The sequence below is a fragment of the Sorangium sp. So ce302 genome (assembly GCF_051530145.1).
Taxonomy (GTDB): Bacteria; Myxococcota_A; Polyangia; order Polyangiales; family Polyangiaceae; genus Sorangium; species Sorangium cellulosum_B.
In genome coordinates this window covers 1,999,863-2,026,836 of record NZ_CP150326.1, presented here as the reverse complement: position 1 = coordinate 2,026,836, position 26,974 = coordinate 1,999,863, and the positions used below count along the sequence as shown (strand labels likewise).

The window sequence follows — 26,974 nt, the reverse complement described above, 5'->3', positions numbered from 1 at the left end:
CACGATCGGCCGATCAGGGCTCGGCGCGTCACGCTCCGCGGGGTGATCGCTCTAAGATGAGCGCATGTCCAGCGAGCAACCCGAGCAGTCCCCTCCCCTGCCCCGCGCCGAGCGCCGCGGGGCGAGCCGCGTCCTCGACGCGCTGGAGCGCGCCGGCAACAAGCTGCCTGATCCGGCGGTGCTCTTCGTCCTGCTGGCCGCCGTGGTCGTGGTCCTCTCCGCGGCGCTCGCGACGCTCCAGTTCAGCGAGATCGACCCGCGCACGAAGCAGCCGCTCGTAGTCCACAGCCAGCTCTCGGGCAAGGCCATCACCGAGTTCCTCTCGACCATGGTGCAGACCTTCACGGGCTTCCCGCCGCTCGGCGTTGTGCTCGTGGCCCTGCTCGGGGTCGGCATCGCCGAGCGCTCGGGGTTCATCAACGCCGGCCTGAAGAAGGTCCTCGCGGTCACGCCGAGGGTGCTGCTCACGCCGATGCTGATCCTCGTGGCCATCGCGAGCCACACCGCGGCGGACGCGGGGTACGTGCTCGTCATCCCGCTCGGCGGCGTCATCTTCCAGGCCGCCGGCCGGCACCCGCTCGCGGGCATCTCCGCGGCGTTCGCGGGCGTGTCGGGCGGCTTCAGCGCGAACTTCATCCCGTCGAGCCTCGACCCGCTGCTGCAGGGCCTCACGCAGGCCGGCGCGAGCATCCTCGACCCGAAGCGCACCGTGAACCCGCTCTGCAACTGGTTCTTCTGCAGCGCCTCCTGCCTCGTGATCGTCGCGGCCGGCTGGTACATCACCGACCGCGTGATCGAGCCGCGCGTCGCCCGGACGCCCGTGGACGCCGCGCCCGAGGCGGAGCAGCGCATGACGGCGGCGCTCGCGCCGCGCGAGGCGCGCGCGCTCTGGCTGGCCCTCGCGTCGATGGCGGCCAGCGTCGCGCTGCTGGTCGCGGCGAGCGCGCCGGCCTCGTCGCCGCTGCGCGCGCCGAGCGGGCAGCTCACGGTCAGCGGCGCGCCGCTCATGGGCGCGATCGTGCCGCTCATCTTCCTCTTCTTCCTCGTCCCCGGGCTCGTCTACGGCTACGCGGCCGGCACGTTCACGAGCCACCGCGACGTCGTCGACGGCATGAGCAAGACGATGAGCACGATGGCCTATTACCTGGTCATGGCCTTCTTCGCCGCGCAGTTCATCTACCTCTTCAACCGCTCGAACCTCGGCGCGCTCCTCGCGCTGAAGGGCGCCGCGGGGCTGCAGGCGATGGCGCTCCCGAGCGCGGTGACCATCGTGGGCGCCATCCTGCTCACGGCGCTCACCAACGTCCTCATCGGATCCGCGTCGGCGAAATGGGCGCTGCTCGCCCCGATCCTCGTGCCCATGCTCATGTCGCTCGGCATCTCGCCGGAGCTCACGCAGGCGGCGTACCGGATCGGGGATTCGACGACGAACATCATCTCACCGCTGATGGTGTATTTCCCGCTCGTGGTGGTCTTCTGCCAGAAGTACGTGAAGGGTACGGGGATCGGCACGCTCGTCGCGCTGATGGTCCCTTACTCGGTGACCTTCCTCGTCGCCTGGACGCTGTTCCTTCTCGCGTACTGGCAACTCGGCTTCCCGCTCGGGCTGGACGCGCCCTATGTCTACCCCTGATAATCGACCTCTCCGGGGCGGCCGCGCACGAGCCCGCCCTGGAGCGACGTCCTTCGAGCGTCCACCCCGATGCCAGGCAGGTCGCGACCGTGCGCTGGCCGCCTTCGCAATCGCCATAGAAACAGGAGGGGCCGTTTTGCTGCCGGCACTCCGCCTCGGGCACCGGAATGGCCTGCAGGCAAAGTCGTGTGAGCGAGCGCCGCGCCCACCGGCGTGTCCTGCGCACATGGTTTGATGGAACATCGCTGCAGCGTCGTTCGGCAGGCAGGCGCAGGCTGGCTGGCTGCGCTCGCGCTCCTCGCCTGAACGCCGACGCGTTCGTCCCGGCCGCCGATGTGGACATCCGTTCCTATCGAGTGTACACTCGTCCATATGTCGACCCCTCCCGATCTCCGGTCCATGCGCGAGCGGATGCTCGCTGGCGACCTCTACATCGCCGACGATCCCGAGATCGCCGAGCAGAGCGCGGCAGCGCTCGATCTCATGGCGGCCTACAACGCGACGTCGCCACGGCAGCGCCCGCTGCGCCGCCGCTTGCTGGAGCAGCTGCTCGGCGCGATCGGCGAGGGCACCGAGATCCGCCCGCCGTTCTACGTGGACTACGGCTCGCGCATCACCCTCGGGGCGCGCTGCTTCGCGAACTTCGGGCTGGTCGCGCTCGACGTCGCGCCGATCACGATCGGCGACGACGTGCAGATCGGCCCGAACGTGCAGCTGCTGACGCCGACCCACCCGGTGGAGCCCGAGCCCCGGCGGCAGAAATGGGAGGCCGCGAAGCCCATCACGATCGGGAACAACGTGTGGCTCGGCGGCGGCGCCATCGTGCTTCCGGGGGTGACGATCGGCGACAACACCGTGGTCGGCGCGGGCTCCGTCGTGACGCGCGACCTGCCGGCCAACGTGGTCGCGGTCGGGAACCCCGCCCGCGTGATCCGCGCCCTCGACGCCGCGGGGGCCGCGCAGGCGCCGGGCGAGGCGCGAGGGTGACGGAGGCGCGATGAGCGCCGCCAGGGCGAGGCGCGCCGCCCCCGCGCGGCGGGCCCGCCGCCACGACCCAGGGCGCCGGGAGCGGCTCCTGGCGACCGCGCTCGACGTGATCGCCGAGCAGGGCGTCGCCGGCGCGTCCCACCGCTCGATCGCCCGGGCCGCCGACGTGCCGCTCGGCTCGACCACGTACCACTTCGCCTCGATCGACGAGCTGCTCGCCGCGGCGTTCACCCGGCACGCGGACGACATGGCTACCCGCTTCGAGGAGCAGATGCGCGCCGCGTGCGACCGCGGGGCCGCGGTCGAGCTCCTCGTCGAGCACCTCACCACGGCCCTGCTCGGCTCGGAGCGCGACCTGGTGCTCAGCGTCGAGCTCTACGTCGCCGCCGCCCGGAGGCCCGCGCTGCGCGCCGTCACCCAGGCCTGGATGCTGCGGAGCCGGCGCGCGCTGGAGCTCCACTTCGACCCGGTGACCGCGCGGGAGCTCGACGCGCTGATCGAGGGCCTCGTGCTGCACAGCGCCCTATCGACGGATCCCATGGCGCCCGAGCAGATCCGGCACGCCATCCGCCGCTTCACGCGCTGAGCGCCCGCAGGAGATTGCTCCTCAGCAGTCCATGCCGCATACCAGCCGTCCGTCTGGACACGTCACGCCGGGCGTGCTCTCAGCGCCGCAGCTCACCTTGCACTCCGCCGTCTCGGCGCACGTCGCAACGCAATCGACGTCGCACTTGAGATCGCAGTGACTCTCGTCCTCACACCGGATCGTGGCGCCGGCGCCCAGGTTGAACTTGCACGTGGCCTGATCTCGACAGACCGCCGTGGATCCACCATCCGCCTTCAGGTCGCAGTTCGACTGCTCCGTGCACGTGATCACGCTGCCGTCGCCGCCGTTGCCCTTGCACTCGCTCGCGTCGATGCACTGGAGCGTGAGCGCGCCTTCGCTGCTGCCGTTGCACTTGGCGTCCGTCGTGCAATCGAGCGAGCACGACGTCGAACCGCACTCGGTCTTGCAATCGGCGCCCGCCACGCACTCACAGTCGAACCCGCTGCACGCACATCCTGCACCCGTGCACGTCGCGCTCCCTGTCTCTCCCCCGTCGCTCCCGCACCCGGCAGCCGTGAACATCGCGAGCGCCACCAGCCAAGCTCTTGCCGTCATGGTCATCCCCTCCGAAGTAGGTCGATCGCTAACCGAACGTAGACGGCGTCGCCAACCTCGTCATGCAGAGCAGAACGCGCGTCGCGCCGCATCCGTTCGGCCGCCTGCGGCAGGGGGCGACGAGCGGCGGCGAGCGCTCGCCGGTCACTTCAGCACGACGCGGACGAGCGCGAACTCCGACCCGAACCAGCCGCTCGTCGGCCGCGAGTACGTGATGTACTGCACCCGGCCGCCGTCCTCCTCGTACTCTGCGTGATGAACCGAGTCGTACGGCGCGCGCTCCTCGGGGGCCGTATAGAGGGTGGACTCGTCCGACCAAGGGCCGGTGAGGTCCGGGGCGGTGCGCGCCACGATCCGGTGGTCGAACGGGGGCGAGTAGACCGCGAGCCACGCCCCGAGGTGCTCACAGTACGAGACGGACATGATGGGCGCGCCGTCGAACAGCTCTGCGGCCTCCCCGGCGTCGTCGCTCCAGCCATCGCCATCGAAGTAGCGGAAGGCACCTCGGTCGACGGGCGTCTCGAGCGGCACGCGCGCGAGGCGGCACGGCTTGGACAGACTGCCGTCGCACGCGAAGGTGTACAGGTCGTCGCCGTGGGCGACCAGCGCGGCACCCCAGCCTGGCTCGCCTTCCCCGAAGAGAAGGTCGGGGTGCTCCGCGCTCGCGTCCACGATCGGCCGCTCCGGCGCCTCGTCGAGGCCCTCCCAGATCGCGAACGACTGGCCCACGCCGCGGAAGTTGAAGTCGCCCGGCTCCGCATAGATGAGGCCATACGGGATCAAAGCGCGGTCGCGCGCCGGATCGAACACCGGCGCCCCGGGCCACACGGCCCAGCGAGCGCCGCACGGCGCCTCGGCGCAGTCATCGCCGGCGTGAGCGTCGTTGAACGCCTGCTCGTCCGCGGTGGGCGCGATGAAGTACCCCGGCGCCCCCACGCCGTCGGCCGGCGAGGAGAAGCCACCGATGCCGTCGGACGCGTCGAGATCGTCCGAGATGTCGAACGAGTTATGGTGCCAGTTCGTCCCGGCCTCGTCAGCCTGCGTGAGAACGGTATCGCCATAGACCCAGACCGACTTGCCCCACGCGACAGCGCTGTCCCCACCGTCGCGCCCTTCGATCCATGAGCTCTTTTCGATGACGCCGATCTCCTCGGCAGACTCGACGCCTGGGCCCGGCTCCCCGCCACACGCCGCGACGACCAGGTGCGCGAGGACGATGGGGACACAACGGGAGAGCGTGAGGGATCGGCGTGTGGAGCGCATGACGCCATCATCCCACGACAGCGGACGGCGCAGCTCGTCGGAGCCGATTTCTGCCTTCGAGGGCTCGACTTTTCTCGTACACCGGAGAGCCTCTCGTGAGGCCGAGCGGCGGAGAGGGAGGGGCGGGCTACGAGCGGGACCGGTCGACGATGCGGAGCAGCCTGTCGATCTGGAGAGGCTTCTTCAAGGAATCGACGGCTTGTCGAGCAGGTCGACCAGCTTGGCACTCCGCTCGACATCGTCCTCGACGACTGGATCGCGCACCGCGATCACGGCCGTGTCCCCGCGCCGCTGGGCGCTGAGCTCGACGGGGGCGCTCGCACCCTACTTCAGCGCATTGGACACGAGGTTCGTCACCACCTGCTCGATCCGCAGCGCGTCCCAGCAACCGAGGATCTCGCGCTCGACGCGCAGAGACAGCGAGCAACCCGCCTGCGCCAGCACCACCCGGAGGGGGTCCCCAGCGCCCGCGGGCTCAGGCCATCCGCCGGACCATCTTCGTGTGCGGGATCCCCGCCTCGTCGAAGATCGGCCCCTCCTCGACGAAGCCGAGCTTGCGATAGAACGCCGCTGCAGCGACCTGGGCGTTCAGGACCAGCGCGCGCGCGCCCTCGGCCCCGGCGACGCGGATCGCCTCCTCCATCAGCCGCCGCCCGAGGCCCGCGCCGCGAAGGTCTTTCCTGACGGCGACGCGGCCGACCTTGAGCGCGCCCTCGTACGGCACGATCCGCATCGTCGCGACGACCTCGCCGCCGTCGAGGACCACGAAGTGTTGCGCGACGGCATCGAGCTCGTCGATCTCGATGTCCTCGGGCACGGACTGCTCGACGACGAAGACCTCGCGCCGGAGGCGGAGCGCGGCGGCGTAGAGCGGCGAGTCGCTGCGGATCGGGAGGACGTCGCCGGCCATGCCCGCTTCGTGCGCCGTCTCGGGCGCTGCGTCCACCCGGTTCAGCGCGCCTTTTGACTGCTCCGCGCACACGCCCCGGCCTCGGAGGAGCTAGCCTGATCGGACCGTGAAGATCATGACCTTCAACATCCTCTTCGGCGGCGAGGATCGGTTCGAGGCGATCCTCGCGATCGTCGCCGCCGCGCGCCCCGATCTGCTCGTCCTCCAGGAGTGCGTGGGCTGGGAGGACGGCGCCCGGCTCCGGGCCGTCGCCGAGGCGATCGGCGCGCCCGCCGGCGAGCGGCACGCCGTCCTGGGCAACGCCAACCCGCGCCCGAACGGGAGGCGCAACCACGTCGCCGTCGTCAGCCGGGCGCCGCTCGCCGGCGCGCGCGTGCACGCGCCCGAGGCGCTGGCGCACTGCCTTGTCGAGGTCGAGCTCTCGCTGGGCGGCGAGCCGCTCGTGGTGCTCGGCACCCACCTCAACGCCGGAAGCGAGGATCGCCGGCTCACCGAGGCCCGCTGGCTGCTCTCCCTCGTGCCGCCCGCCCGGTTCGCCGCGGGCCTCTGGGCGCTCGCCGGCGACCTCAACGCGCTGTCGCGCCGCGACCCCTACCCCGCGGACCTCGGCGCGCGCCTCGCGGCGGCCGGCATCGAGAAGTACGGCAGCCCGCCGCGGTTCGACACGATGGATTCGATCGAGGCGTTCGGCTGGGCCGACGCCCTGCTCCTGAGGCCGCGCTCGTCGCGCTGGTTCACCGCGCTGCGCGGGCGCGACGGCGCGCAGGTGGAGACGCGGACCGACTACGTGCTGCTATCGCCGCGGCTCGCCGGCCGGCTCGCGCTGGCCGACGTCATCGACGTCGGCGCCGCGTCCGACCACCACGCGGTCATCGCCGAGCTCTCCTGACACCGCGCGCCGCGCGGCGGATCCGTCCACGCCTCTGCAACTGCAACAGCGAAGCACCGTTCGCTCAGCAATCCTCACGGCGAGCGCGGTGGCGGCAGCGCCCGAGCAACGGACGGAGCGCCGGTGTGACCGGGTCGGACCGGGACGACGCCACTGGAACAGCACACGATGCGATGTCTTCGGCTCGCCAGCGGCCGACAACATGATTGAATCGGCGGCATCGCGCGCGACCCGCGCGGGGGGCTCCGGTACGCAAACGCTTCGGTCCGCGCCATGGATTCACCCTACGGCCTGCAAGCTGGCAGCATCATCGGCGGCGACTTCGAGGTCGTGCGCCCGCTCGGCTCGGGCGGCATGGGCAGCGTCTATCTCTGCCGCCAGCACAGCACCGCGCGCCAGCGCGCCGTGAAGGTCATGCACCCGGTGCGCGCCGTCGACCCCGAGGAGCGCCGCCGCTTCGAGCGAGAGGCGCGAGCTCCTGGGCTCATCGGGTCGCCGCACATCGTCGAGGTGCTGATCGCCGGCGTCGACGGCGTGACGGGCCTGCCCTACCTCGCGATGGAGCTCCTCCAGGGCGAGACCCTCTCGGCCTGCGTCGCGCGGGCAGGCCCGCTCCCGCTCGCGGAGGCGCGCCGCGTCCTCGGGCAGCTGGGGCGCGCGCTCGAGGACGCGCACGGCGCGGGCATCGTTCACCGCGATCTCAAGCCCGAGAACGTCTTTCTCGAGGAAGCCGGCGGCGGCGCCGCGCCGCGGGTCAAGCTCCTCGATTTCGGCATCGCCAAGATCATCGCCGACGCGCGCGCCTCGCTGACGGCCGCCGTCGGCACGCCCCTCTGGATGGCCCCCGAGCAAGCGCGCGAGAGCCAGGGGGCGCTCCCCCAGAGCGACGTCTGGGCCTACGGGCTCCTCGCGTTCTTCGCCCTCACGGGCAAGCCCTTCTGGCAGTGCCGAGACGTCCCGTCGCTCCTCCGGGAAATCCTGTTCGAGCCCATCCCCACCGCGAGCCGGCGCGCGGGCGAGCTCGGACTGCCGCCCTTCTTCGCCGGATTCGACGCCTGGTTCTCTCGCTGCGTCGAGCGCGACCCCCTCGCCCGCTTCACCAGCGCGTCCGCGATGTGCCCTGTCCTCGAGCGCCTCCTCGACGGCGCCGCGCGCGTGGCGCCGACCGCGCCGGCGTCGACCGCGCCAGCGTCGCGTCGCCGCACCTCGCTCCCGCCGCCGGAGGCGTCGCTCGGCGCCGCGGCGGCGCGTCGCCGCAGCTCGCTCCCTCCGCCCGAGGCCTCCCCGGCCGGCATGGTCACGGCGAGGCCGCCCGCCCCGGTCGCCGCCTGCTTCAACAGCACGCTCGCGGCCCCGCCGCTCAGGGACCACGACGATCCCGCGCCGCCCGCGAGCTCGCCGCCGCCGCGCAGCGAGGGGGGAAGCTGGGCGACGAGGCCTTTCCTCCACGCGCTGGATGAAGATCACTGCGTCGCCACCTGGAAGGGCCTCCTCTTCCAGATCTGGCGCCGGCACACCACGGCAGCTGCGGTGAGCGAGGTCCGGAGCATCCTGCGCGAGCGCGGCAGCGAGCTGCAGGCGACGCTGGTCATCCTCGAGGAGAACACCGTCCCGGCGGGGCGGGAGGTCCGGAGCTCGCTCGCGGAGCTCTCCAGGGAGCTCGCGGCCCACGGGATGTGCGCCGCGCTGGTGTTCGAGGGCCACGGCTTCAAGGCGTCGCTCGTGCGCAACGTGGCCATCGAGTTCATCCTGCTGAGCCGCTCGCGGCTTCGTTACGAGGTGTTCAGCACCATGGACGACGCCGTCGCCTGGCTGATGCGCAATCGCCCGAAGCGGGACTGGCTCAGGGAGCTGCCGGGGGTCACGGAGGCCCTCCGCCGCGAGGTGGCGGCGCACGCGGCGCGGGCGTCGCACATGCCCTAGCGAGGAGGCCGGGCGCGCCGACCCAGGACGAGCGCGGCAGCTCGCCGGGCGCGCTCCGCGATCCTGCGCGCGCCGCCTTTCGGCTACGCTCGCCGCGCGACCTCTCGCAGGAGGAGGAAGCAGGAGGAGAAGCGAGCGTGGTGGATCTACCGATCATGGACCGTGCGCCCGGGTACGACGCGGCGGCTCGACGCGACCGTCTGCTCGCCGCGCTGCTCCGCGGGCCGGACGCCCTCGTGCTGCTCCGCTGCGACCCGGGCCTGGCGTTCCTCGCGGGCAGGTCGGCGCCCCTCCAGATCGCGCTCGTCACGGCGCCGGGGGACCCGTCGGCCGACGAGCTCCACGCCCTGCTCGAGCCGCTCGTGAAGGCGGTGCAGCCCGGCGGGCCGCCGACGCACGTCGTGCTGGTGGGCGGCGGCGCTGCCCCAGGCCAGGCCGCGCTCGCCAAGGTCGCGCCGTTCGTGCAGCCCGTGCCGATGGGCTTCCACCACCTCGACGCGGCGGGCGGGCTCGCGCGCGTGAAGGGGCAGGCCCTTCCGGCCCTCGAGCGGGCCCACGAGCGCCTCGCCGAGGCGGGCCCGCTCGAGCCCGAGGCGCTCGCCGAGGCGCTCGCCGAGGGGCAGGCGCTGGCGCAGCAGGAGCGCGCGATCGCCGACCGGCTGAGGGGCAGCCGCCGCGTCACGGCGACGCTCATGATCGCATGCGCCGTGCTCCTCGCCGTGAGCTACGCCTTCGGCTCGGGCACCCACGAGGCGGCGCTGTGGCGCATGGGCGCCAACAGCGGCGAGGCGGTGCGCCATGGGGAGCTCTACCGGCTCCTCGCCTCGGCGTTCCTGCACGCCGACCCGATCCACCTCTTCGTCAACATGCTGGCGCTGTGGTCCTTCGGCCCGATGCTCGAGGCGCTCCTCGGCCCGCGGCGCTTCCTCCTGCTCTACGGGGCCTCGGCGCTCGGCGGGTCGCTCGCGAGCGCGATGCTGGAGGACCGGTGGAGCGTCGGCGCGTCGGGCGCGATCTGGGGCCTCATGACGGCCGGCATCGGCGTCGCGCTCCGTCCGCACGGGCTCCTGCCCCCCGCGATGATCGCGCAGATGCGCAGCCGCGCGTGGCTGCCGCTCGGGCTCAACCTCGTCTACAGCTTTCAGCCCGGCGTCGACCTTCTCGCGCACCTGGGCGGCGGCGTCGTCGGCTTCGCGCTCGTCGTCACGGTCCTCCCCCGGGGCCTCACGCCCGTGGACCGGCGCGAGCGCGCGGCGGACGCCGAGCCGAGGCCGCGCCCCCTCCTCACGGCAGCGGCCGCCCTGACGGCCGCGGCGATGGCGCTGTCCGTGGCGATGGCGTTCGCCGCCGGCCGCCCGTGGGAGCTCCGCGCGCCGCCGGCGCTGACGCGCACCGCGGTCGCGGACACGGGCGTCGCCCTGGACCTGCCGGAGGCGCTCGCGGGCGCCGCATCCGTGGAGGAGCTGTCCGGCGTCCGCTTCCACACGTACGGCCAGCTGCCCCGGACGCCCGTCGTGTTCCAGGTCGCCGTCTTCCCGCTCGATGGCCCGGTGCCGCCCGATCAGCTGGACGCCCTCCTCGAGCAGGAGCGCAAGGTGCTCGACGAGCAACGGCCGGCGAACACCGTCACGAAGGGCCCGGCGGCGCGCGTCACGCTGGGCGGGCGGCCGGCGGTGAGCGTCAAGAACGGGCTCAAGAACGGCGTGCAGATGGTGAGCTACGTCGTCGTGCTCGGGGACCGCGAGGTGATGCTCCAGGCCTACTCGACGGCGGATCGGCCGGCGACGTGGGAAGGGATCGAGGAGAAGGTGGCGGCGACGATCGGAGCGCAGTAACACGCGGCGGGCGGCGTCTGCGGCCGGCGCCCTGAGCGAACCACCTTGTGGAGATAGCGATCCCGTGGAGCACATGAATTCTCTGATGCAGCCGATCGGCCACCCCCTCCCCGGCTGGACGCCGCGGCCGCTGCCGCCGCGCGAGATCCTGCTCGGGCGCACGTGCCGACTCGAGCCGCTCGACCCCGAAAAGCACGCGGCGGACCTCCATGCGGCCAACCTCGCGGACGCGGAAGGGCGAGGGTGGACCTACCTGCCCTATGGGCCCTTCGCGACCCTCTCGGACTACCGCGCCTGGATGGACGCCACGTGCCTGGGAAATGATCCGCTGTTCCATGCGATCATCGACGCGGCGACCGGACGGGCGGTCGGCGTCGCGGCGTACCTGCGGATCGACCCGAAGAGCGGCGTGATCGAGGTCGGACACCTCAGGTACTCGCCGCTCCTTCAGAGGACGCCTGCGGCGACGGAGACGATGTACCTGATGATGCGGCGGGCGTTCGACGAGCTCGGCTACCGGCGCTACGAGTGGAAGTGCGACGCGCTCAACGCGGGCTCGCGGGCGGCGGCGGCGAGGCTCGGGTTCCGCTTCGAAGGCGTGTTCCGGCAAGCCATGGTGATCAAGGGGCGCAACCGCGACACCGCGTGGCACGCGATCATCGACAAGGAGTGGCCGGCGGCGAAGGCGGCGTTCGAGCGCTGGCTCGATCCATCGAACTTCGACGGCGCGGGACGCCAGCGGCAGAGCCTCTCCGCGCTGATGGGAGTCCAGGAGCGGGGGTAATCGCGGCTTGCGTGAGACTGCCCTTGGATCGATATCGCGTGCGCGGCGTTCTGCGTTTCATCCCCACACCACGCGGTCGAAGTCCGGATCGATCCCCGGTCGGGTCGCGTCGGCCCAGGCGCGACGTTCGTCGATCTCGTACGCGAGAGAATCATCGGCACAGGCCTCCTGGATCTCCTCCCATCGATAGCCCGGGCCCTCCGTCGTCCGCAGGACGTGGGTCTGCGTCCAGTGCGCGACCGCCGCGCGCGCCTCGTCCGATCCGATCCACGAGAGCGCGGCCCGCACGGAGGCCGATTCCTCGAACGTGGCGGCGTCGTCCAGCGCGAGCACGAGCTCTCGAAGGCACCACGCCTGGCCGAGCGCCGCGAGCGCCGCGGCGACGTCCGTCCGGACCGCGGGCGTGCTCGATCGCAGCCCCCGGCGGAGCGCGGCGAGCGCGTGCGGAGGCGCATGCTCGAGGAGCAGCAGGGCAAGCTCGCCGAGGAACGGGTTGCCCAGGTAGCCCGCGACGACCTCGACGCCCGCGAACGCCAGCACCACCTCGACCGCGCGATCGCGCTCGATCCCGCGGCGCAGCAGGTACCGGGCCGCGGCGTGCACGGCGTAGGGATGATGCAGCGCCGGATCCGCGCGGGCGAGCAGCCTGGCTACCGCTGGGCAGACGGGGTAGTCCGGGTGTACGTCGAGCCGCTCGATCGCGTGCCCAGAGGTCGCGTTCACCGACGCGTCGATCAGCCCCGCGCACACATCGACGAACTCCGGCGGCTCGAGCACTGTCTCGAGGGGCTCGATGAACGCGCTTGCCGTCGCCTCGTTCGCGATCCCCGCGAGCAAGTACCGCTTGTAGGCGTCGCGCTGCGCGGCGGCTCGCGCCTGGGCGGCCGCCGAGGGCCGCTCGGCGGCGAGCAGCTCGTGATCGCCGAGGTGCTCCGCCCAGCGAGCGCGGAGGGACGCGTCGGAGAAGTCGATCGCGGCGAACGCCCCGGCGTTCTCCTCGATCTCAGGGACGACGCGGAACACGTGCCGATGCTCGTTGCGGACGAGCAGTCCCCCCCGGGTGAGCTCGCCGATCGCGGCGGCCATGGCGTCAGCGGTCGGAAGGAATGCGAGCAGGCGCCGCTCGGGGAGCGCGGGGGAAGGGAGGCTCAGGATGCGCTGCGTGAAGAACCAAGGATCTATCGTGAGGCCGTCATCGCCGTGATCATCGACGTCGATGGTCTCGCCGTCGGGTGCGGTCAGGCAGAGGCCGATGCCGTGAAAGTAAAACTTCCAGCCCGGCATGCCCGGTACGTCGCCACGGCGGGAGGCACGAGAGAGGCGCTCACGCTGGACCCGTACCAGCCAGCGCTGCCGATCGACCTGCCGCGCGAGCGCCACGAGCAGCCACGCGTGCCACGGGTCAGGAGGCGGACCGGCGGCGACCGGGCCCGCGGCTAGGGCGGAGCTAACGGCAATAAGGACGGGATGCACAGGTGTCTTCGTGACGCGGCTGAACTCGCGCGGCAAGGCTCATCCAGCTGGCGACACATCACCTCCTTTCAACGCTCGCGCGCATCGCTCAGCCAAAGCATGTATCTCTTGAGCGGCTTGACGCACCTCGCCACTGTCCAACCCCGGCTCGATCAGCTGGTTGATCCGCTTGAGATTCCCGACCGCATAAGCCCACGCGGCGACGACATCGAGCATGTGGGCACCGTTGTAGAAATCGACCAAGAGCCTCTCGATGTCCATCACGCCTCTCCTCATCCAATTTCCCACTCACCCCTTACGCCAGACCTCAGATGCTGCCGCGGAGGTATCCGCCTCGCACAGGCAGGCGTACACGGGAGGGCTCCGTTTCTCCCCGGCGAGCTCGACCCCCTCCCCGACCGCCGCGCCGGCGCGCCTCCCGCCCGCGACGCACGCCGCCTGGCCGGAGGCGCCGCGGCGCCCTACCTTGACCCCCATGAAGAAGCTCCGTGTCGATGTCTGGTCCGACATCGCGTGCCCGTGGTGCTACGTCGGCAAGCGCCGGCTGGAGGCCGCGCTCGCCAGGTTCCCGCGCCGGGATGCCGTCGAGGTCGTCTGGCGCGCGTTCGAGCTCGACCCCTCGGCGAAGCGCGTGCTCGACACCGAGGTCTCCTACGCCGGGCGCCTCGCGAAGAAGTACGGCGTGCCGGTCGCCAAGGCCGAGACGATGATCCGGCAGATGACCGAGGTGGGCGCGGCGGACGGCCTCGATCTCCGCTTCGACAAGGTCCGGCCCGGCAACACCTTCGACGCGCACCGCGTGCTCCACCTCGCGGCCGAGCGCGGCGTGCAGGACGCGGTGAAGGAGCGGCTGCTCCGCGGCTACATGACCGAGGGCGAGGCCATCGGCGAGCCCGAGGTGCTCGCGCGCCTCGCCGGCGAGGCGGGGCTCGACCCGGACGAGGTCCGCGCGGCGCTCGCGAGCGACGCCCACGCGCGCGAGGTGCGGGCCGACGAGGCCGAGGCGCGCGCGATCGGCATCACGGGCGTCCCCTTCTTCGCGTTCGGCGGGCGGTACGGCGTCTCCGGCGCGCAGCCGGCCGAGGCCCTCCTCGGCGTGCTCCAGAAGACGTGGGACGAGGCGGCGGACGCGCCCGAGCAGGCGCTCGCCGAGGGGGCGGCCTGCGGCCCGGACGGGTGCGCGTGAGCCGCCGGGCGTGATAGAGCTCCGCGACGGATGTCGATCCAATGGTATCCAGGCCACATGACCAAGGCTCGGCGCACGATCGCCGAGTCGATGCCGTCGCAGGACGTCGTCATCGAGGTGCTCGACGCCCGCATGCCGCTGGCCAGCGAGAACCCCGTCCTGGCCGAGCTGCGCGGCCAGAAGCCGTGCATCAAGGTCCTGAACAAGAGCGATCTGGCGGACCCGGCCGTCACCACGGCGTGGCTCCGCTACTTCGAGGCGGAGGGCGCCGCGCCGCCTGACGAGGCGGAGCGCGGCGCCTCGCCGGGGGGCCAGGTGCTCGCGATCGCGATCTCCGCGAGCCAGTCGTCCGAGGCGCGGCGCCGGATCCCGGAGCTCTGCAAGCGCCTCGCGCCCCCCAAGAACGGCCCCGGCAAGGTGGTGCGGGCCATGATCGTGGGGATCCCCAACGTCGGCAAATCGACGCTCATCAACCTGCTCATGGAGCGCAAGGTCGCCAAGGTCGGCGACGAGCCCGCGGTCACGAAGAGCCAGCAGCTCGTCACCTTGAAGACCGGCATGGCCATCTCCGACAACCCGGGGATCCTCTGGCCCAAGATCGACGATGAGGCGGCCTCGTTCCGCCTGGCCGTGGGCGGGGCGATCCCCGACACGGCCATCGATTACCAGAGCGTCGCCCTGTTCGCGGCGGGGTACTTCCTGCGGCGCTACCCCGAGCTCCTCGTCGCCCGCTACAAGCTGAAGGAGCTGCCGGAGACCGCCGCCGCGCTGATCGAGGAGATCGGCCGCCGCCGCGGCTGCCTGCGCAGCGGCGGGGCGGTGGACCTGCACAAGGCGTCGGACATCCTGGTCCACGACTTCCGCGCCGGCCGGCTCGGGCGCATCAGCCTGGAAGAGCCGCCGGGGCTGGAGTCGCCGTCGGGGATCGAAGAGAGCGCGTGAGCCGCGGCGCGGCGCCGACGGCCGGGCTGGCCGATCGACGTGGGCGCCCAGGATCTTCGACCCGTCGACCGCCGACGCCCGCTACCATGCCCACCGCGACGGCTGCGCTGCGGCGCCGCCCGTGACGTTCGCCACGCTCCTACGCTCCTACGCTCCTACGCTCCTACCCCATTCACCCGACGAGGACCTCACTCCATGGCCGGAAGCAGCCTGCTCGCCCTGATCGACGACATCGCCACCGTGCTGGACGACGTTGCCGTGCTGACGAAGGTGGCCGCCAAGAAGACCGCCGGCGTGCTGGGCGACGATCTGGCGCTGAACGCGCAGCAGGTGACGGGCGTCAACGCCGAGCGCGAGCTGCCGGTCGTGCTGGCCGTGGCGAAGGGCTCGATGCTCAACAAGGCCATCCTGGTGCCGGCGGCGCTGGCGATCAGCGCCCTCGCGCCCTGGGCCGTCACGCCCCTGCTGATGATCGGCGGCGCCTTCCTCTGTTACGAGGGCTTCGAGAAGGTCGCCCACAAGGTGCTGCACAGCAAGCACGAGGACGAGGCGCACCACGCCGAGCTCGTGCAGGCGCTCTCCGATCCGAAGATCGACCTCGTCGAGTTCGAGAGGGACAAGATCAAGGGCGCGGTGCGCACCGACTTCATCCTGTCGGCCGAGATCATCGCGATCACGCTGGGCACCGTGGCGGCGTCGCCGTTCGGCACGCAGGTCGCCGTGCTGACCGGCATCGCCCTGCTCATGACCGTGGGCGTCTACGGCCTGGTCGCCGGCATCGTGAAGCTCGACGACGCCGGCCTCTACCTGAGCCGCCAGAGCGGCGGTCTGCAGCAGTCGCTCGGCAGCGGCATCCTGAAGGCGGCGCCGTGGCTGATGAAGGGTCTGTCGGTCGCCGGCACGGCGGCGATGTTCCTCGTCGGCGGCGGCATCCTGACGCACGGCGTGCCGTGGCTTCACCACCACATCGAGGACATGACCCAGGGCGCCGGCGCCGTGCTCGGCGCGGTGGTGCCGTCGCTCGCCAACATGATCGTCGGCGTCGCGGCCGGCGCGGTCGTGCTGGGCGTCGTGACCGCGGTGAAGCAGGCGATGAACCGCGAAAAGGGCGGCCACTGACCCTGGAGCGCGGGCTCGCGCCGCGCCGATCAGCCCTGTCCGGACCGCCCTGGCCGCACCAGCGTCGCGAGCAGCCGCTCGAGCGCCGCGGCCGGGTCGGCGCCGAGGCCCGCGTGGACACGCGATGGCTGGACGACGGTGCTCGCCGGGGACACCACCCAGCCGAAGCGCTCGGCCTGGGGGAGCTCGGCGACGTACCCGCACGCCCGATCGCCGGCGCAGACGCGGCGGATGAAGTCGAGGTGGCCGCGGACCGCCTCCAGGTCGAGGTCGGGCCAGAGGGCGAGCAGGCGCCGCTCGTCGGGCTCGAAGCGCGCGTCGAGGAAGCCCCGGGCGCGGCAGAAGAGGACCACCCCGACGTTGACGCGCTCGCCGCGCTCCACGCGCGGGACCACGCGCAGCACGGCGTAATCGAACGGGTCGGCGGCGGGCGCGCCCGGAGGGCTACCGCCGGGCACGGGCTGCATCGAGCGCCTCCTCGACGAAGCCCCGCGGCGACGCGAGGCGGTGGGTCAGGTAGGCGGCGTACGCCGCGCGCCGCGCCGCGACCGGCGCCGCATCGGGCTGCGGCGCCTCGGCCGCGCCGGGCGAGAACGCGGACCGCCGCTCGCCCGAGGGCCGGGCGCGGGGGTCCTGGTCGGCCAGCCACGCGTCCGGGATCGCGGCGACGATCCCCGCGATGCGCTCGGGCGTGAGCCGGGCGCTCAGCGCGGCGTCGGCCGCGGCGAGATCGCCCGCGAACGGGAGCAGGACATGGCTCTTGACGAGCGGGAAGCGGTCGTCCGCGTCGGCGCGCGGATCGGTCGCGTCGGTCCAGGCGTGGTGGACATAGAGCGCCGCGCCGTGGTCGATCAGCCAGAGGCGGCGGTGCCACAGGAGCAGGTTGGGGTTCTTGGGCGTCCGGTCCACGTTGCTCATGAAGGCGTCGAACCAGACGACGGCGGCCGCAAGCCCCGGGTCGATCGCCGGGCCGGCGAGCGGCTGGAAGGCGAGCGATCCGGGCAGGTAGTCGAGGGCGAGGTTCAAGCCGGCGCTCGCCGAGAGCAGGTCGGACAGCTCCGGATCCGGCTCGGCGCGCCCGAAGGCGGGGTCGAGCTCCATGAAGACGATCTCCGGCACCGGGAGCCCGAGCGCGCGCCCGATCTCCCCGGCGACGAGCTCCGCGATGAGCGCCTTCGGCCCCTGGCCGGCGCCGCGGAGCTTCAGGACATAGAGCCCATCGTCATCGGCCTCGACGAGGGCCGGCAGCGACCCGCCCTCGCGGAGCGGGGTGACGTAGCGGGTCGTTTGGACGGTTCGGATCATGCTTCAGCAGCGTGGCGGGTGGCGGGCGAATTCCCCCGCCCCGCCGGAAGGATGGGGCCGCCAAGACGCCATGAGACGCCATGAGACGCCAAGATTTTTATGTTTTTCTTGGCGTCTTTGGCGTCCTTGGCGGTTCAAAAGCCCCACCTTCGGCCAAAGTACGCCGCCGCACCGCAGTTACGTGAGACCGGGAAGCTGGGTCGAGCTGGAGCGCGCAGGGGAGCGCGCCCTCAAGGATCGATGAGGCGGCCCGGACGCTCGCTCCGCGCAGCAGCGCGAGAGCGAGCGCCGCAGGCCCTCGTGGATCACTCGCCGAGGGGATCCAGCCTCGAGCCTGGCACGGTCTGGTAATCGCCGAGCAGGAAGCCCTGCAGCCCGTCCGTGAACTCGAACGGACCGATCACATGGACCACCTCGCCGCTCGCGCCGCCGGCGCCGCCCTCGCCGCCCGTGCCGCCCTCGCCGCTCGTGCCGCCAGCGCCGCCCTCACCGGTGGCGCCCGCCGAGCCGCCCTCGCCGCTCGTGCCGCCAGCGCCGCCCTCACCGGTGGCGCCCGCCGAGCCGCCCTCGCCGCTCGTGCCGCCAGCGCCGCCCTCACCGCTCGTGCCACCCGCGCCGCCGGCGCCACCCGCGCCGCCGGCACCGCCCGAACCGCTCGTGCTGGCAGACCTCGTGACGGTGATGGAGTCGATATAGACGATGGTCGGGTTGGCCCAGGGCCCCTCGGCACCTGCGTCGACCTTGACGCCGATGCGCTTCACCGCGGTACTCTCGAATTTCCCGCCAGCAGCGGCATCGGCCGCATCAGCGGCATCGACGTCGATGGTGAGGTCGGTCCACTCTTTCAGGTCGCCGAAGCTCGTCCACGCCCAGGGGACGCCCGCCCAGCTCTGTTCATTTTCGTTCCGTGCAGTTCCGTTTTGTACGTACGTCTGCACGCCACCGCCGGTGGCGGCATGAGCCTTCACACGGAACGTGACGGTAGCGCCGGTCAGGTCGACCAGCTGAGCGAAGTCGAACTGGAACAGCGTCCCCGTGGAAGCCGTGGTGAGCGGCACAGCAAGCCGGGCGCAACCCGAGCAGCTCTCCTCCGGACCGGGACCGATGTCGGGGGCGCCGCCGCCCGCGCCGCCTTCGCCGCCTTCGCCGCCGGCGCCACCGTCGCTGCCGCCCGCGCCGCCTTCGCCGCCGGCGCCACCATCGCTGCCGCCCGCGCCGCCTTCGCCGCCTTCGCCGCCTTCGCCGCCGCCCGAGCTGGTCGAGCTGCTGCGGGAGGAGCTCGACGTCGTGCTGGAGGTGGTCCCACCGCCCGCACCGCCGCTGCCGGTGGTGTCGTCATCACCGCAACCCGTCATGGCGAATGCGCCGACCAGCATCCCGCACATTGCCAAAGAAAGAACTGATCTCATCCTGACCCTCTCCTGATGTGCACCACGAGGCCACGCAGCCCGGGCCGCCGTTCGCCATGGCGGTTGCCACCGCCCGCTGGCTCCTCCGAGCCAGCCGCGTGGCGCAAGCTACCCTGGGCAGAAATTTTTCTCAACAGGCCAAACGCGTGAGCCCGGCAACCAGATGAGCCCCGTCGAGGCGCGGCGCTCAGCGCCCGCCCGACAAAAGCGCCGCGGCGGGCCCGACGACGGCGTCGCGACGGAATCGTGCGGCACGCCCTCGCCGGGGCGGCCCCTCAGGCCGCGCCCCTGCGCTTCACGTCGTACCGGAGGAGCGAGACGCCGTTCGCGTACGACGTCGCGCCGAGGAGCGCCAGCTCGACCTTCCTGGAGCTGCCGCCGAAGAGCCGGACCCCGTGCCCGAAGACGATGGGATTCACCTTGAGGACGAGCTGATCGATGAGGTCGTTATCGAGGAGGAAGCCGGCGAAGGCGCCGCCCCCGCAGAGATAGATGCCTCCTCAGAAAAATTTGTGGGTGAGCCATTCGGGCGCCGGCAGGTTCCCGAGCGCGTAGTAGAGGGCGATCTCCGCGTGGTCGAGTCATCGTCGAATCATCGTCGAGTGCAAGGCGGCGGCCGCCCACAACCTGCGCGGCGCCTCGCGGGCGGAAGCGCCGCACGGCGGCGTTGTTCAGCTGCCGCACGCGGGATCTTGGCTGGTTTGCGGAAGCGGACGGCAGGCGGCGCGGCCGGCGCGCGCTGCTAGCGCCTGCGCCGCGCCGGCCGCGTCGTCGGCGGACGGGCTGGCCCGTGGACGGGGCGCCCCAACGACGTCAGGGGGTGTAGATCTCGGCGGTCGGCAGGGCGGAGCCGTCACTGCCGCCTACGACCAGCACCTTTCCGTTCCCGAGCCGGACCGCTGCATGAGCGTACCGCTCATCGTTCATCTGCCCGGTCAGGTCCATGTCACCGGTCGCGGGATCGTAGATGTAGACGTTCCGGGTCACGTTCCCTGTGTTGTCGATCCCCCCGGCGAGCAGCACCTTGCCGTTGTTGAGCAGCGTCGCGGTATGCGAGCGATAGGAGAACTGCTCAGTACCGGAGGACCAGAGATCAGACGTCGGGTTATAGACCTCGACGGTCGGGGTCACGTTCGTGGCGCATCCTCCCACCGCCAGCACCTCGCCGGTGTTCAGCAACGTCAACGTATGATAGGCGCGGCTCTTCACCATGTGATCCACGGCCGACCATAGATCGGGCTCGTAGAGCGCGGCAACGGCGTGCTGCTCTGCATACTCGCTCCTACCTCCCGAGAAGAGCACCTTGCCGTTCGGGAGCAGCGTCGCGGCATGATAGGCATGGGCAATCGGCATGGCGTCGGCGGGCGACCAGGCGTTGTTCGCCGGATTGAACAGCGCCGAGGAGTACATGTACTCGTCGGGGGCGGCGGAGGGATTGACCCCTCCGTATACCACCACCTTGCCGTTCGGGAGCAGCGTCGCGGTGTGTCCCATGCGGTTGAGGTCTGGGCTTGTCGACGAGCCTACGGACGACCATGTGTCGGTCGCGGGATCGAACAGCTGGGCGTTCGCGGGGGACGCGACGGTCCGAATGCCCACGACCAGCACCTTGCCGTTGCCGAGCAGCGTCGCCGTATGATACTGGCGTCCCGTGGCCATCAACGGCCCCGCCGCCCAGGTGTCCGTCGCCGGATCGTACAGCTCGGTCCTCGTTCCCAACGAGTCACCGCCCGTCACGAGCACCCTGCCATCGTTGAGCAGCGTCGCGGTCGGCGCAATGCGGGCGTGAGACATCGACGTGACCGCCCCCCACGTCGTGGCCGCCGGATCGTACAGTTCGGCGCTCGAGTAGTACGTGCTGGATGGAATGCCAAAGTTGAGCCCACCCGCGAGTAGCACCTTGCCGTTGCCCAGCAGCGTCGCAGTATGACTGGTGCGGACGGTGCTCATCGACCCGGCCGCTGCCCAAAAGTTGGTTCCCGGATCGTAGACCTCGGCGCTTGCACTGACGACCATGGGGGCGCTCCACCCGCCCGTCAGGAGCACCTTGCCGTTCGGGAGCAGCGTCGCGGTATGGTCGCCGCGCTTGCTGCTCATCGGCGTCGCCGTCGTCCAGACGGGTGGCGACGAGGACGGGTCGTAGATCTCGACGCTCTGCAGGTAGTCGGCAGAACTGTCGTAACCGCCCGCGACGAGCACCTTGCCGCTCACGAGCCGCGTCGCGGTGGCGTTTTGGCGGGGCCCGGTCATCGAGGCCGTCGGCGACCATGCGCCGGTCGACGGATCGTACAGCTCGGCGGTCGCCAACGCCGCACCGGAGCCGTTTTGCCCCCCGGCGACCAGCACCTTGCCGTTCCCGAGCAGCGTCGCGGTGTGCCAGGAGCGGCTCGCCCCCATCGTTGAAGCGGGCGACCAGACGCCGGTCGACGGATCGTACAGCTCGGCGGTCGCCATCGCCACATAAGAGCCGTTATGCCCCCCGGCGACGAGCACCTTGCCGTTCCCGAGCAGCGTCGCGGTGTGGGCGGCGCGGCCCGCGGCCAGCGCGCCGGTCGCCGTCCAGGTATTGGATGCCGGATCGTACAGCTCGGCGCTCGTATGGACCACCGAGCCGCTGCCCTTCCCGCCCACGACCAGCACCTTGCCGTTGCCGAGCAGCGTCGCCGTATGATTGTAGCGGGCCGTGGCCAACGTTCCGGCCGACCACCAGGTATTGGATACCGTATCGTACAGCTCGGCGCTCCCCAGCCGAGAAGACGCATTGATCCCGCCCACGACGAGCACCTGGCCATTCCCGAGCGGCGTCGCCGTGTAGTTGGCGCGTGCTGCGCTCATGGATCCTGTCGGCGTCCATATCGGGTCGACCAGCACCTCCTCGCCGCCCGCGTCGACCCACAGCGCGATCGTCGCCCCGCGCACCTCTAGCCGCGCCTCGACCGGCCGACCGCCGCTCGCGTACGCCGCCGGCGCCGTCACCCGCAGCCGCGGCGCGCCCGCGTCGTCGACGACCTCGACCGCGTCGCCCTGCTGTCGCAGCGTCGCGCCGTCGACCTCCCACGCCGCCACCGGTGCGCCGCCGTTCGCCACGCCGGCATCGAGGAGCAGCCACTCCTCGTAACCAGCGTCGACCGCAGACCAGAACGACGTCCCGCCCTGGCGCCGATACGCCACGGCGCGCTCGACGACAGCGCCCTCGCCCTCGGCGCCGATCTCGCGCACGCCGATCTCGAAGCCGCCGGGCAGATGGAAGCGGACCTTCCCTTCTCCGCTCGCAGGCAGCGCGGCCTGCAGCCCGCCGCGGCGCTCGAACAGAGCCTCGATCTCGCGGGTCGAGCCGCCTGTCGAGGCGAGCGCGAAGCCTTCGTCGACCGCGACGAACCCCTCGTCGCTCTCGAGCACCTGTGCCGCCTGGCCAGGGAAGCGGAAACGCAGCTCGTCGCCCCCCGGCGGCCCGGCGTCAAGCGCGCATCCGAGGCCGCTCAGGAAGATCGCTCCGACGAGGAGCGCGGTGAGCCATATGGATGATGCGAAAGGTAAACCCCGAAGCACGAAACGGACACGCGTCATGGATACTCCCTTGGCAGGAAGAAAAGCCCATCAGGCCCCCATGGTATGGAGCTCGATGAGGCTTGCGATCGAGAGCGGTCGGGGATCGCACGCCGCACACGGGGACGCAGAGCTCGGCTTCCGGCCAAGTGCGCCATCGCGGCTCGCGTCCCCGGCGCGGATGAACCCCGCTTCTCGATCAAAAAAAATCAGAAGTTGATGCAAATTTGAAAGACAGCGCACACCATCTGGTCGATTCGCTTCTCGCGGTCAAGTTCAAATTTCCGCCACGTTGAGCGACGCTCCGCGCGCTTCGGGTGTGAACAGACGCAAAGGTCGCCTCTCCAGAGGCTCGCGACCCCATGCACGCCGCCACGCGCACCGCATCCAGACGCGTCCTTCACGCGCTCGACACGCGAGAGCGGCACGAAGGCCAAGCGTGCATGTACACGAGCGTCCCGCCCTTGTCGTTGAACGCGGCGTGCGGCCTGTCTCAAACCTGTTGGCATTGTCCGCCCCGGCGACAGGCTCAGCCCCGTCGAGGTGCGGCGCTCAGTGCCCGCCGACGATCGCGCCGCAGTGGAATCGAGCGGCACGCGATCGCCGCGGGCGACCCCTTACGCGGCGCCCCCGCGCTTCACGTCGTACCGGAGGAGCGAGACGCCGTTCGCGTACGACGTCGCGCCGAGGAGCGCCAGCTCGACCTTCCTGGAGCTGCCGCCGAAGAGCCGGATCCCGTGCCCGAAGACGATGGGATTCACCTTGAGGACGAGCTGATCGATGAGGTCGTGATCGAGGAGGAAGCCGGCGAAGGCGCCGCCCCCGCAGAGATAGATATCGGCCCCGGCGCCCTCCTTCAGCCGCTTCAGGACAGCGATCTCGTCACGGTCCACGACCTCCACCTCGGCGCCCTCGCCGAAGCGGAGGGTCTTCGAGAAGATGTAATGCGCCATGTGCGGGTAGGCTCGCTTCCCCGGGACGAGCCCGAACGGATAGCCCCACTCGTACGTCCTTCGCCCCATCACGACGGTGTCGTAGCCCTTCAGGCGCTCGACGTAATCGGCGGCGTGCTCTCCTTGCATCGCGAAGCCGTCCACCGAGCCGTCCTCGTGCGAGATGAAGTTGTCGACCGTCACCGCGACGTCATAGACGATCTTTCTCATTCGAATCCTCCTTGAAACGCTGTCCTGAGCTCGCCGTGGGTCGGTCCATCGAGCGCGCCGGGTCCTGGCGCGTCGAGGCCATTCTCATCGCGCAGCTCGCGCCAGCGCAACCAGAGAAAGCTCGCCGGAGGGCTGTCGAGCCCCTCCGGCTGGCGTTGTCACGAGTTCAGGCTGTTGGATGCTCTGGCGCGCCGTGCGTGCTTCGCTGCGTCCGGTGCAGCGTGCTCCCCGGCTGGCCCGGGATCACTCGGCGATGTGGGTCAGCAACGAGCCGGCCACAGGCATGTAGTTGCCGACCACCATCGGCTCCGCGCCGGCCGTGAACTCGAACGGACCCACCACGTGGATCACCTCTCCACTGGAGCCGCCGCCTTCACCGCCCGCGCCGCCGACACCGGCCGTGCCGCCTTCGCCGCCCGCGCCGCCGACACCGGCCGTGCCGCCTTCGCCGCCCGCGCCGCCGACACCGGCCGTGCCGCCTTCGCCGCCGACACCGGCCGAGCCGCCTTCGCCGCTGGCGCCGCCCACGCCGCTCTCGCCGCCGGCGCCGCCCACGCCGCTCTCACCACCGGCGCCGACATCACCGCTCGTTCCACCGGCGCCGCCCACGCCGCTCTCGCCGCCGGCGCCACCTTCGCCGCTCCACCCGCCGGCGCCGCCCTCACCGCCGGCGCCGCCCTCGCCGCGCTCGCCGCTCGGTGCGGCGCCTCGCGCGGCGCTCGGAGTGCCGGGCTTCGTGACGGTGATGGAGTCGACGTAGATGACGGTCGGGTTGGTCCAGGGCCCGGTGCCGCCCGCCGTGAGCTGGAGTCCAATCAACTTCACCCGGGCGCGGTTGAAGTTGGGACGCGATGGGGCCAAGGCGTCGACATCGATCGTGATCTCTTTCCAATCTGCCAGGCCGGCGATCGGATTCCACGAATAGCCGATGTTCGCATAGAACAGGTCCGCCCCGTTTTGCACGAACGGTTGCACGCCGCCGCTCGTACCGGCGTGGGTCTTCACACGGAACGTGACCGTGCTCCCCGTCAGATCGACCGGCGAGGCAAACTCGATGAAGAACTGCGTCGCGGTATTCGCGGTCGTGAACGGCACGGACAGCCGCGCGCAGCCGGAGCAACGCTCCTCCGGGACCGAGCCGCCGCCGCCTTCACCCGAGCTGCCGCCGCCTTCACCCGAGCTGCCGCCGCCGCCGACACCCGGGCTGCTGCCGCCATCGCCCGAACCACCGCCGCCGTCGCTCGAACCACCGCCGCCGTCGCTCGAACCACCGCCCCCGTCGCTCGATCCGTTGCCGCCGTCGCCCGCACCCCCGCCGCCATCCGCGTTTGAACCGCCATCGCCCGCCCCGCCGCCGCCGTCAGAGCCCGAGCTGGTCGAGCTCGACGACGAGCTGGAGGTGGACGAGCTCCCGCCGCCCGTCCCGCCCGCACCGCCGCTGCCGGTCGACTCGTCGTCACCGCAACCCGTCATGGCGAACGCGCCGACCAGCACCCCGTACGCCGCCAAAGAAAGAACTGATCTCATCGTGACCCCTCCTGGATAGGCCCCCGCGAGGCTGCGCGGCCGAAGCCGCCGTTCGCCGGAGCCGCTCTCACCGCAGTCGATCTCTGCCGAGCCGGCCCCGCAAGCAGCGACATTATCCTGGACAGACAACTTTCTCAACAGCCCGGACGTGCGAATCCGTCACCAAAACCCAACGCGCTTGGCATCGCTCGGCGCTGGCGCCGCTGCGAGCGCGGCAGCCACATGAGACCACCTGCGGAGTCGAGCCCGAGCGCGGCGCAGCGGCCACATGCGACCACCTACGGAGTCGAGCAAAGCGAGGCGCGGCAGCCACATGAGACCACCTACGGAGTCGAGCCCGAGCACAGCGCGGCATCCCGAGAGCGCAGATCAGCGCGCTCTCATGCCAATCGCTGCCTCAGCGACCGTCGTCGCCGCGACGACGCCACCGACAGCGCACCTCGTTCATTCAAGGCACCTCCGGACGCGGCAGCGCGCTCGGCTCGCCGAGCGTGCCGAGCCCTCGCCGTCGCGTCCGGAATCGTCGTCAGATCGGTGCAGATGGATGCTTCAACACGTGTCTCGTGGACCTCCCTGACGGGGTACAGGGGGCGCCACGGGATAGCCAGGGGTCACGGGGCGACGTGGGTCACCGTCGAGCCTTCCACGGGCTGGTAGTCGTTGACCACCATCGGCTCCTCGCTCGTCGTGAACTCGTACGGACCCCTCACATGAATCACATCGACGCTGGAGCCGCCGCCTTCGCCGCCTTCGCCGCCTCCGCCGCCTTCGCCGCCTCCGCCGCTCGCGCTGCTGCTGCTCGCGCTGCTGCTGCTGCTCGCGCTGCTGCTGCTGCTCGCGCTGCCGCCGCCTTCGCCGCCTTCGCCGCCCGCGCCTCCGGCCCCGGCCACCCCACCCGCGCCTCCGGCGCCGCTCATACCCCCCGCGCCGCCATCGCCGCTGGTGCCGCCCGCGCCTCCGGCGCCGCTCATCCCCCCGGCGCCGCCTTCACCCCCGGCGCCGCTCATCCCCCCGGCGCCGCCTTCGCCGCGCTCCCCGCTAGGGCCAAAGGAGAAGCGCTGGCTGCTCGGAGCCCCTTCGCCTGTGCCGGGTCTCGTGACCGTGACGGAGTCGACATCAACAACGGTCGGATTGGACCAGGGCCCCGTGTTGCCCGCCGTGACCTGAACCCCGATCATCTCCACCACGGTGCGGTTGAAGTTTGGATTTGCCGGAGCCAGCGCATCGACATCGATCTTGAGCTCCGTCCACTGTCCCATGTCGACAAGCGGGTTCCACGAGTAGCCGATGTTCGCATAGCCGAGATCGCCCCCGTTCTGCACGAACGGCTGCAGAGCGCCGCTCGTGCCGGCACGGGTCCTCACGCGGAACGTGACGGTCGCGCCGGTCAGGTCGACCTTCTCGTGGAAGAAGATCATGAACTGTGTGGCCTGCATCGCCCTCGTGAGCGGCACGGAGAGCCGCGCGCAGCCAGGGCAGCCATCGCCCGGATCAACGACGCCTCCACCCACACCGCCGCCGGCACCACCACCTGCGCCGCCATCACCGGTGGTTGCTGCGCCGCTCGAGCTGCTGGTCGCGCCCGTCAAGCCCGACGATGTGCTCGGGGGGAAGGGGAAGCCCCCGCCCGTACCGTCCTGGTTCGCGGGGTTGTCCGTGCAACCCATGACGGCGAACGCGAAAACCAACAACCCACACCCCGCCGTGGAACGAACTGTTCTCATCCTAGCCCCTCCTAGATCCATCCCGCGAGGCCCCGGCCAATGCCGCCGTTCGCCTTCAGCGGCTCCGACCGCGCCCGAGCTCCTCCGAGCCAAACAGCACGGGACGAGACTATCCTGGACAGAGCAACTTCTCAACAACACGGACGTGCGGATCCGTCGTTACAGTTCAGCGCATTTCGCGATCAGCGACGCCG

At 71.3% G+C, this 26,974-nt stretch carries 23 protein-coding genes; 10 read left to right on the top strand and 13 right to left on the bottom strand.

Annotated features, from left to right (window positions below):
* Nucleotides 1-64 precede the first annotated feature (64 nt).
* From WME73_RS07795 to WME73_RS07785, 3 genes are all read left to right on the top strand, one after another.
* On the top strand, nt 65-1,633 hold the full coding sequence (locus WME73_RS07795) for an AbgT family transporter (protein ID WP_437915274.1): 1,569 nt from the start codon (nt 65-67) through the stop codon (nt 1,631-1,633).
* A 372-nt stretch (nt 1,634-2,005) separates the two neighbouring features.
* Nucleotides 2,006-2,620, top strand: coding sequence for a sugar O-acetyltransferase (locus WME73_RS07790; protein ID WP_437915273.1), 615 nt, complete (start codon nt 2,006-2,008; stop codon nt 2,618-2,620).
* Between the two features lie 10 nt (nt 2,621-2,630).
* Nucleotides 2,631-3,206 (top strand): TetR/AcrR family transcriptional regulator, encoded by a 576-nt coding sequence (locus WME73_RS07785; RefSeq protein WP_437744853.1) that lies wholly within the window; start codon nt 2,631-2,633, stop codon nt 3,204-3,206.
* A 21-nt stretch (nt 3,207-3,227) separates the two neighbouring features.
* On the opposite strand, the gene WME73_RS07780 is transcribed toward WME73_RS07785, so the two are convergent.
* The 3 genes from WME73_RS07780 to WME73_RS07770 all read right to left on the bottom strand — a co-directional run bounded on the left by WME73_RS07780 (nt 3,228) and on the right by WME73_RS07770 (nt 5,991).
* Nucleotides 3,228-3,782: a hypothetical protein gene (locus tag WME73_RS07780; protein ID WP_437915272.1), complete on the bottom strand. Its 555-nt coding sequence runs from the start codon at nt 3,780-3,782 to the stop codon at nt 3,228-3,230.
* A 144-nt stretch (nt 3,783-3,926) separates the two neighbouring features.
* Nucleotides 3,927-5,045, bottom strand: coding sequence for a DUF4185 domain-containing protein (locus WME73_RS07775; RefSeq protein WP_437915271.1), 1,119 nt, complete (start codon nt 5,043-5,045; stop codon nt 3,927-3,929).
* 475 nt (nt 5,046-5,520) lie between these two features.
* Nucleotides 5,521-5,991 carry a GNAT family N-acetyltransferase gene (locus WME73_RS07770; protein ID WP_437744849.1) on the bottom strand — a complete coding sequence of 157 codons (471 nt, stop codon included), beginning with the start codon at nt 5,989-5,991 and terminating at the stop codon, nt 5,521-5,523.
* 79 nt (nt 5,992-6,070) lie between these two features.
* Between WME73_RS07770 and WME73_RS07765 the strand changes: the two genes are divergently transcribed.
* The 4 genes from WME73_RS07765 (at nt 6,071) to WME73_RS07750 (ending at nt 11,386) form a co-directional block, all read left to right on the top strand.
* Nucleotides 6,071-6,844, top strand: coding sequence for an endonuclease/exonuclease/phosphatase family protein (locus WME73_RS07765; protein ID WP_437917366.1), 774 nt, complete (start codon nt 6,071-6,073; stop codon nt 6,842-6,844).
* A 273-nt stretch (nt 6,845-7,117) separates the two neighbouring features.
* Nucleotides 7,118-8,767, top strand: coding sequence for a serine/threonine protein kinase (locus tag WME73_RS07760; protein ID WP_437915270.1), 1,650 nt, complete (start codon nt 7,118-7,120; stop codon nt 8,765-8,767).
* Between the two features lie 155 nt (nt 8,768-8,922).
* The gene (locus tag WME73_RS07755; protein WP_437915269.1) at nt 8,923-10,602 is read left to right on the top strand and encodes a rhomboid family intramembrane serine protease; all 1,680 of its coding nucleotides are present in this window, start codon (nt 8,923-8,925) and stop codon (nt 10,600-10,602) included.
* A 73-nt stretch (nt 10,603-10,675) separates the two neighbouring features.
* Complete coding sequence (locus WME73_RS07750) at nt 10,676-11,386, top strand: GNAT family N-acetyltransferase (RefSeq protein WP_437915268.1); 711 nt, start codon at nt 10,676-10,678, stop codon at nt 11,384-11,386.
* 57 nt (nt 11,387-11,443) lie between these two features.
* Here WME73_RS07750 and WME73_RS07745 read toward each other — a convergent pair whose 3' ends face one another.
* Both WME73_RS07745 and WME73_RS07740 read right to left on the bottom strand, forming a co-directional pair.
* A complete protein-coding gene (locus WME73_RS07745; RefSeq protein ID WP_437915267.1) occupies nt 11,444-12,766 on the bottom strand; it encodes a DUF6896 domain-containing protein in 1,323 nt (440 codons plus the stop codon).
* A gap of 132 nt (nt 12,767-12,898) precedes the next feature.
* On the bottom strand, nt 12,899-13,120 hold the full coding sequence (locus WME73_RS07740) for a hypothetical protein (protein ID WP_437744844.1): 222 nt from the start codon (nt 13,118-13,120) through the stop codon (nt 12,899-12,901).
* 214 nt (nt 13,121-13,334) lie between these two features.
* On the opposite strand from WME73_RS07740, the gene WME73_RS07735 reads away from it, so the two are divergent.
* The 3 genes from WME73_RS07735 to WME73_RS07725 all read left to right on the top strand — a co-directional run bounded on the left by WME73_RS07735 (nt 13,335) and on the right by WME73_RS07725 (nt 16,106).
* A complete protein-coding gene (locus WME73_RS07735; RefSeq protein WP_437915266.1) occupies nt 13,335-14,045 on the top strand; it encodes a DsbA family oxidoreductase in 711 nt (236 codons plus the stop codon).
* Nucleotides 14,046-14,075: 30 nt separating this feature from the next.
* On the top strand, nt 14,076-14,987 hold the full coding sequence (gene ylqF / locus WME73_RS07730) for a ribosome biogenesis GTPase YlqF (protein WP_437744842.1): 912 nt from the start codon (nt 14,076-14,078) through the stop codon (nt 14,985-14,987).
* Between the two features lie 195 nt (nt 14,988-15,182).
* Complete coding sequence (locus tag WME73_RS07725) at nt 15,183-16,106, top strand: DUF808 domain-containing protein (RefSeq protein ID WP_437915265.1); 924 nt, start codon at nt 15,183-15,185, stop codon at nt 16,104-16,106.
* Nucleotides 16,107-16,135: 29 nt separating this feature from the next.
* Here the strand turns inward: WME73_RS07725 and WME73_RS07720 are convergent, their stop codons facing one another.
* From WME73_RS07720 to WME73_RS07685, 8 genes are all read right to left on the bottom strand, one after another.
* Nucleotides 16,136-16,573 carry a DUF3037 domain-containing protein gene (locus WME73_RS07720; RefSeq protein ID WP_437744840.1) on the bottom strand — a complete coding sequence of 146 codons (438 nt, stop codon included), beginning with the start codon at nt 16,571-16,573 and terminating at the stop codon, nt 16,136-16,138.
* A complete protein-coding gene (locus WME73_RS07715; RefSeq protein WP_437915264.1) occupies nt 16,551-17,411 on the bottom strand; it encodes a HipA family kinase in 861 nt (286 codons plus the stop codon). The genes WME73_RS07720 and WME73_RS07715 overlap by 23 nt, the downstream gene beginning before the upstream one ends.
* 305 nt (nt 17,412-17,716) lie before the next feature.
* On the bottom strand, nt 17,717-18,787 hold the full coding sequence (locus WME73_RS07710) for a hypothetical protein (RefSeq protein WP_437915262.1): 1,071 nt from the start codon (nt 18,785-18,787) through the stop codon (nt 17,717-17,719).
* A 308-nt stretch (nt 18,788-19,095) separates the two neighbouring features.
* A complete protein-coding gene (locus tag WME73_RS07705) occupies nt 19,096-19,314 on the bottom strand; it encodes a dihydrofolate reductase family protein (protein WP_437917365.1) in 219 nt (72 codons plus the stop codon).
* 319 nt (nt 19,315-19,633) lie between these two features.
* A complete protein-coding gene (locus WME73_RS07700) occupies nt 19,634-22,387 on the bottom strand; it encodes a Kelch repeat-containing protein (protein WP_437915261.1) in 2,754 nt (917 codons plus the stop codon).
* Between the two features lie 596 nt (nt 22,388-22,983).
* Nucleotides 22,984-23,529, bottom strand: a complete 546-nt coding sequence (locus WME73_RS07695; RefSeq protein WP_437915260.1) for a dihydrofolate reductase family protein — start codon at nt 23,527-23,529, stop codon at nt 22,984-22,986.
* Nucleotides 23,530-23,772: 243 nt separating this feature from the next.
* The gene (locus WME73_RS07690; protein WP_437915259.1) at nt 23,773-25,056 is read right to left on the bottom strand and encodes a hypothetical protein; all 1,284 of its coding nucleotides are present in this window, start codon (nt 25,054-25,056) and stop codon (nt 23,773-23,775) included.
* Between the two features lie 611 nt (nt 25,057-25,667).
* Nucleotides 25,668-26,780: a hypothetical protein gene (locus WME73_RS07685; RefSeq protein ID WP_437915258.1), complete on the bottom strand. Its 1,113-nt coding sequence runs from the start codon at nt 26,778-26,780 to the stop codon at nt 25,668-25,670.
* Nucleotides 26,781-26,974 lie beyond the last annotated feature (194 nt).

Bases quoted from the DNA above. Each gene is read 5' to 3' on its own strand.
- WME73_RS07685 (WP_437915258.1), bottom strand. From the start codon at position 26,780: ATGAGAACAGTTCGTTCCACGGCGGGGTGTGGGTTGTTGGTTTTCGCG.
- WME73_RS07735 (WP_437915266.1), top strand. From the start codon at position 13,335: ATGAAGAAGCTCCGTGTCGATGTCTGGTCCGACATCGCGTGCCCGTGG.
- WME73_RS07755 (WP_437915269.1), top strand. From the start codon at position 8,923: ATGGACCGTGCGCCCGGGTACGACGCGGCGGCTCGACGCGACCGTCTG.
- WME73_RS07760 (WP_437915270.1), top strand. From the start codon at position 7,118: ATGGATTCACCCTACGGCCTGCAAGCTGGCAGCATCATCGGCGGCGAC.
- WME73_RS07765 (WP_437917366.1), top strand. From the start codon at position 6,071: ATGACCTTCAACATCCTCTTCGGCGGCGAGGATCGGTTCGAGGCGATC.
- WME73_RS07785 (WP_437744853.1), top strand. From the start codon at position 2,631: ATGAGCGCCGCCAGGGCGAGGCGCGCCGCCCCCGCGCGGCGGGCCCGC.
- ylqF (WP_437744842.1), top strand. From the start codon at position 14,076: ATGTCGATCCAATGGTATCCAGGCCACATGACCAAGGCTCGGCGCACG.
- WME73_RS07720 (WP_437744840.1), bottom strand. From the start codon at position 16,573: ATGCAGCCCGTGCCCGGCGGTAGCCCTCCGGGCGCGCCCGCCGCCGAC.
- WME73_RS07725 (WP_437915265.1), top strand. From the start codon at position 15,183: ATGGCCGGAAGCAGCCTGCTCGCCCTGATCGACGACATCGCCACCGTG.
- WME73_RS07690 (WP_437915259.1), bottom strand. From the start codon at position 25,056: ATGAGATCAGTTCTTTCTTTGGCGGCGTACGGGGTGCTGGTCGGCGCG.
- WME73_RS07740 (WP_437744844.1), bottom strand. From the start codon at position 13,120: ATGGACATCGAGAGGCTCTTGGTCGATTTCTACAACGGTGCCCACATG.
- WME73_RS07780 (WP_437915272.1), bottom strand. From the start codon at position 3,782: ATGACGGCAAGAGCTTGGCTGGTGGCGCTCGCGATGTTCACGGCTGCC.
- WME73_RS07710 (WP_437915262.1), bottom strand. From the start codon at position 18,787: ATGCTGGTCGGCGCATTCGCCATGACGGGTTGCGGTGATGACGACACC.
- WME73_RS07795 (WP_437915274.1), top strand. From the start codon at position 65: ATGTCCAGCGAGCAACCCGAGCAGTCCCCTCCCCTGCCCCGCGCCGAG.
- WME73_RS07775 (WP_437915271.1), bottom strand. From the start codon at position 5,045: ATGCGCTCCACACGCCGATCCCTCACGCTCTCCCGTTGTGTCCCCATC.
- WME73_RS07695 (WP_437915260.1), bottom strand. From the start codon at position 23,529: ATGAGAAAGATCGTCTATGACGTCGCGGTGACGGTCGACAACTTCATC.
- WME73_RS07700 (WP_437915261.1), bottom strand. From the start codon at position 22,387: ATGACGCGTGTCCGTTTCGTGCTTCGGGGTTTACCTTTCGCATCATCC.
- WME73_RS07715 (WP_437915264.1), bottom strand. From the start codon at position 17,411: ATGATCCGAACCGTCCAAACGACCCGCTACGTCACCCCGCTCCGCGAG.
- WME73_RS07750 (WP_437915268.1), top strand. From the start codon at position 10,676: ATGAATTCTCTGATGCAGCCGATCGGCCACCCCCTCCCCGGCTGGACG.
- WME73_RS07790 (WP_437915273.1), top strand. From the start codon at position 2,006: ATGTCGACCCCTCCCGATCTCCGGTCCATGCGCGAGCGGATGCTCGCT.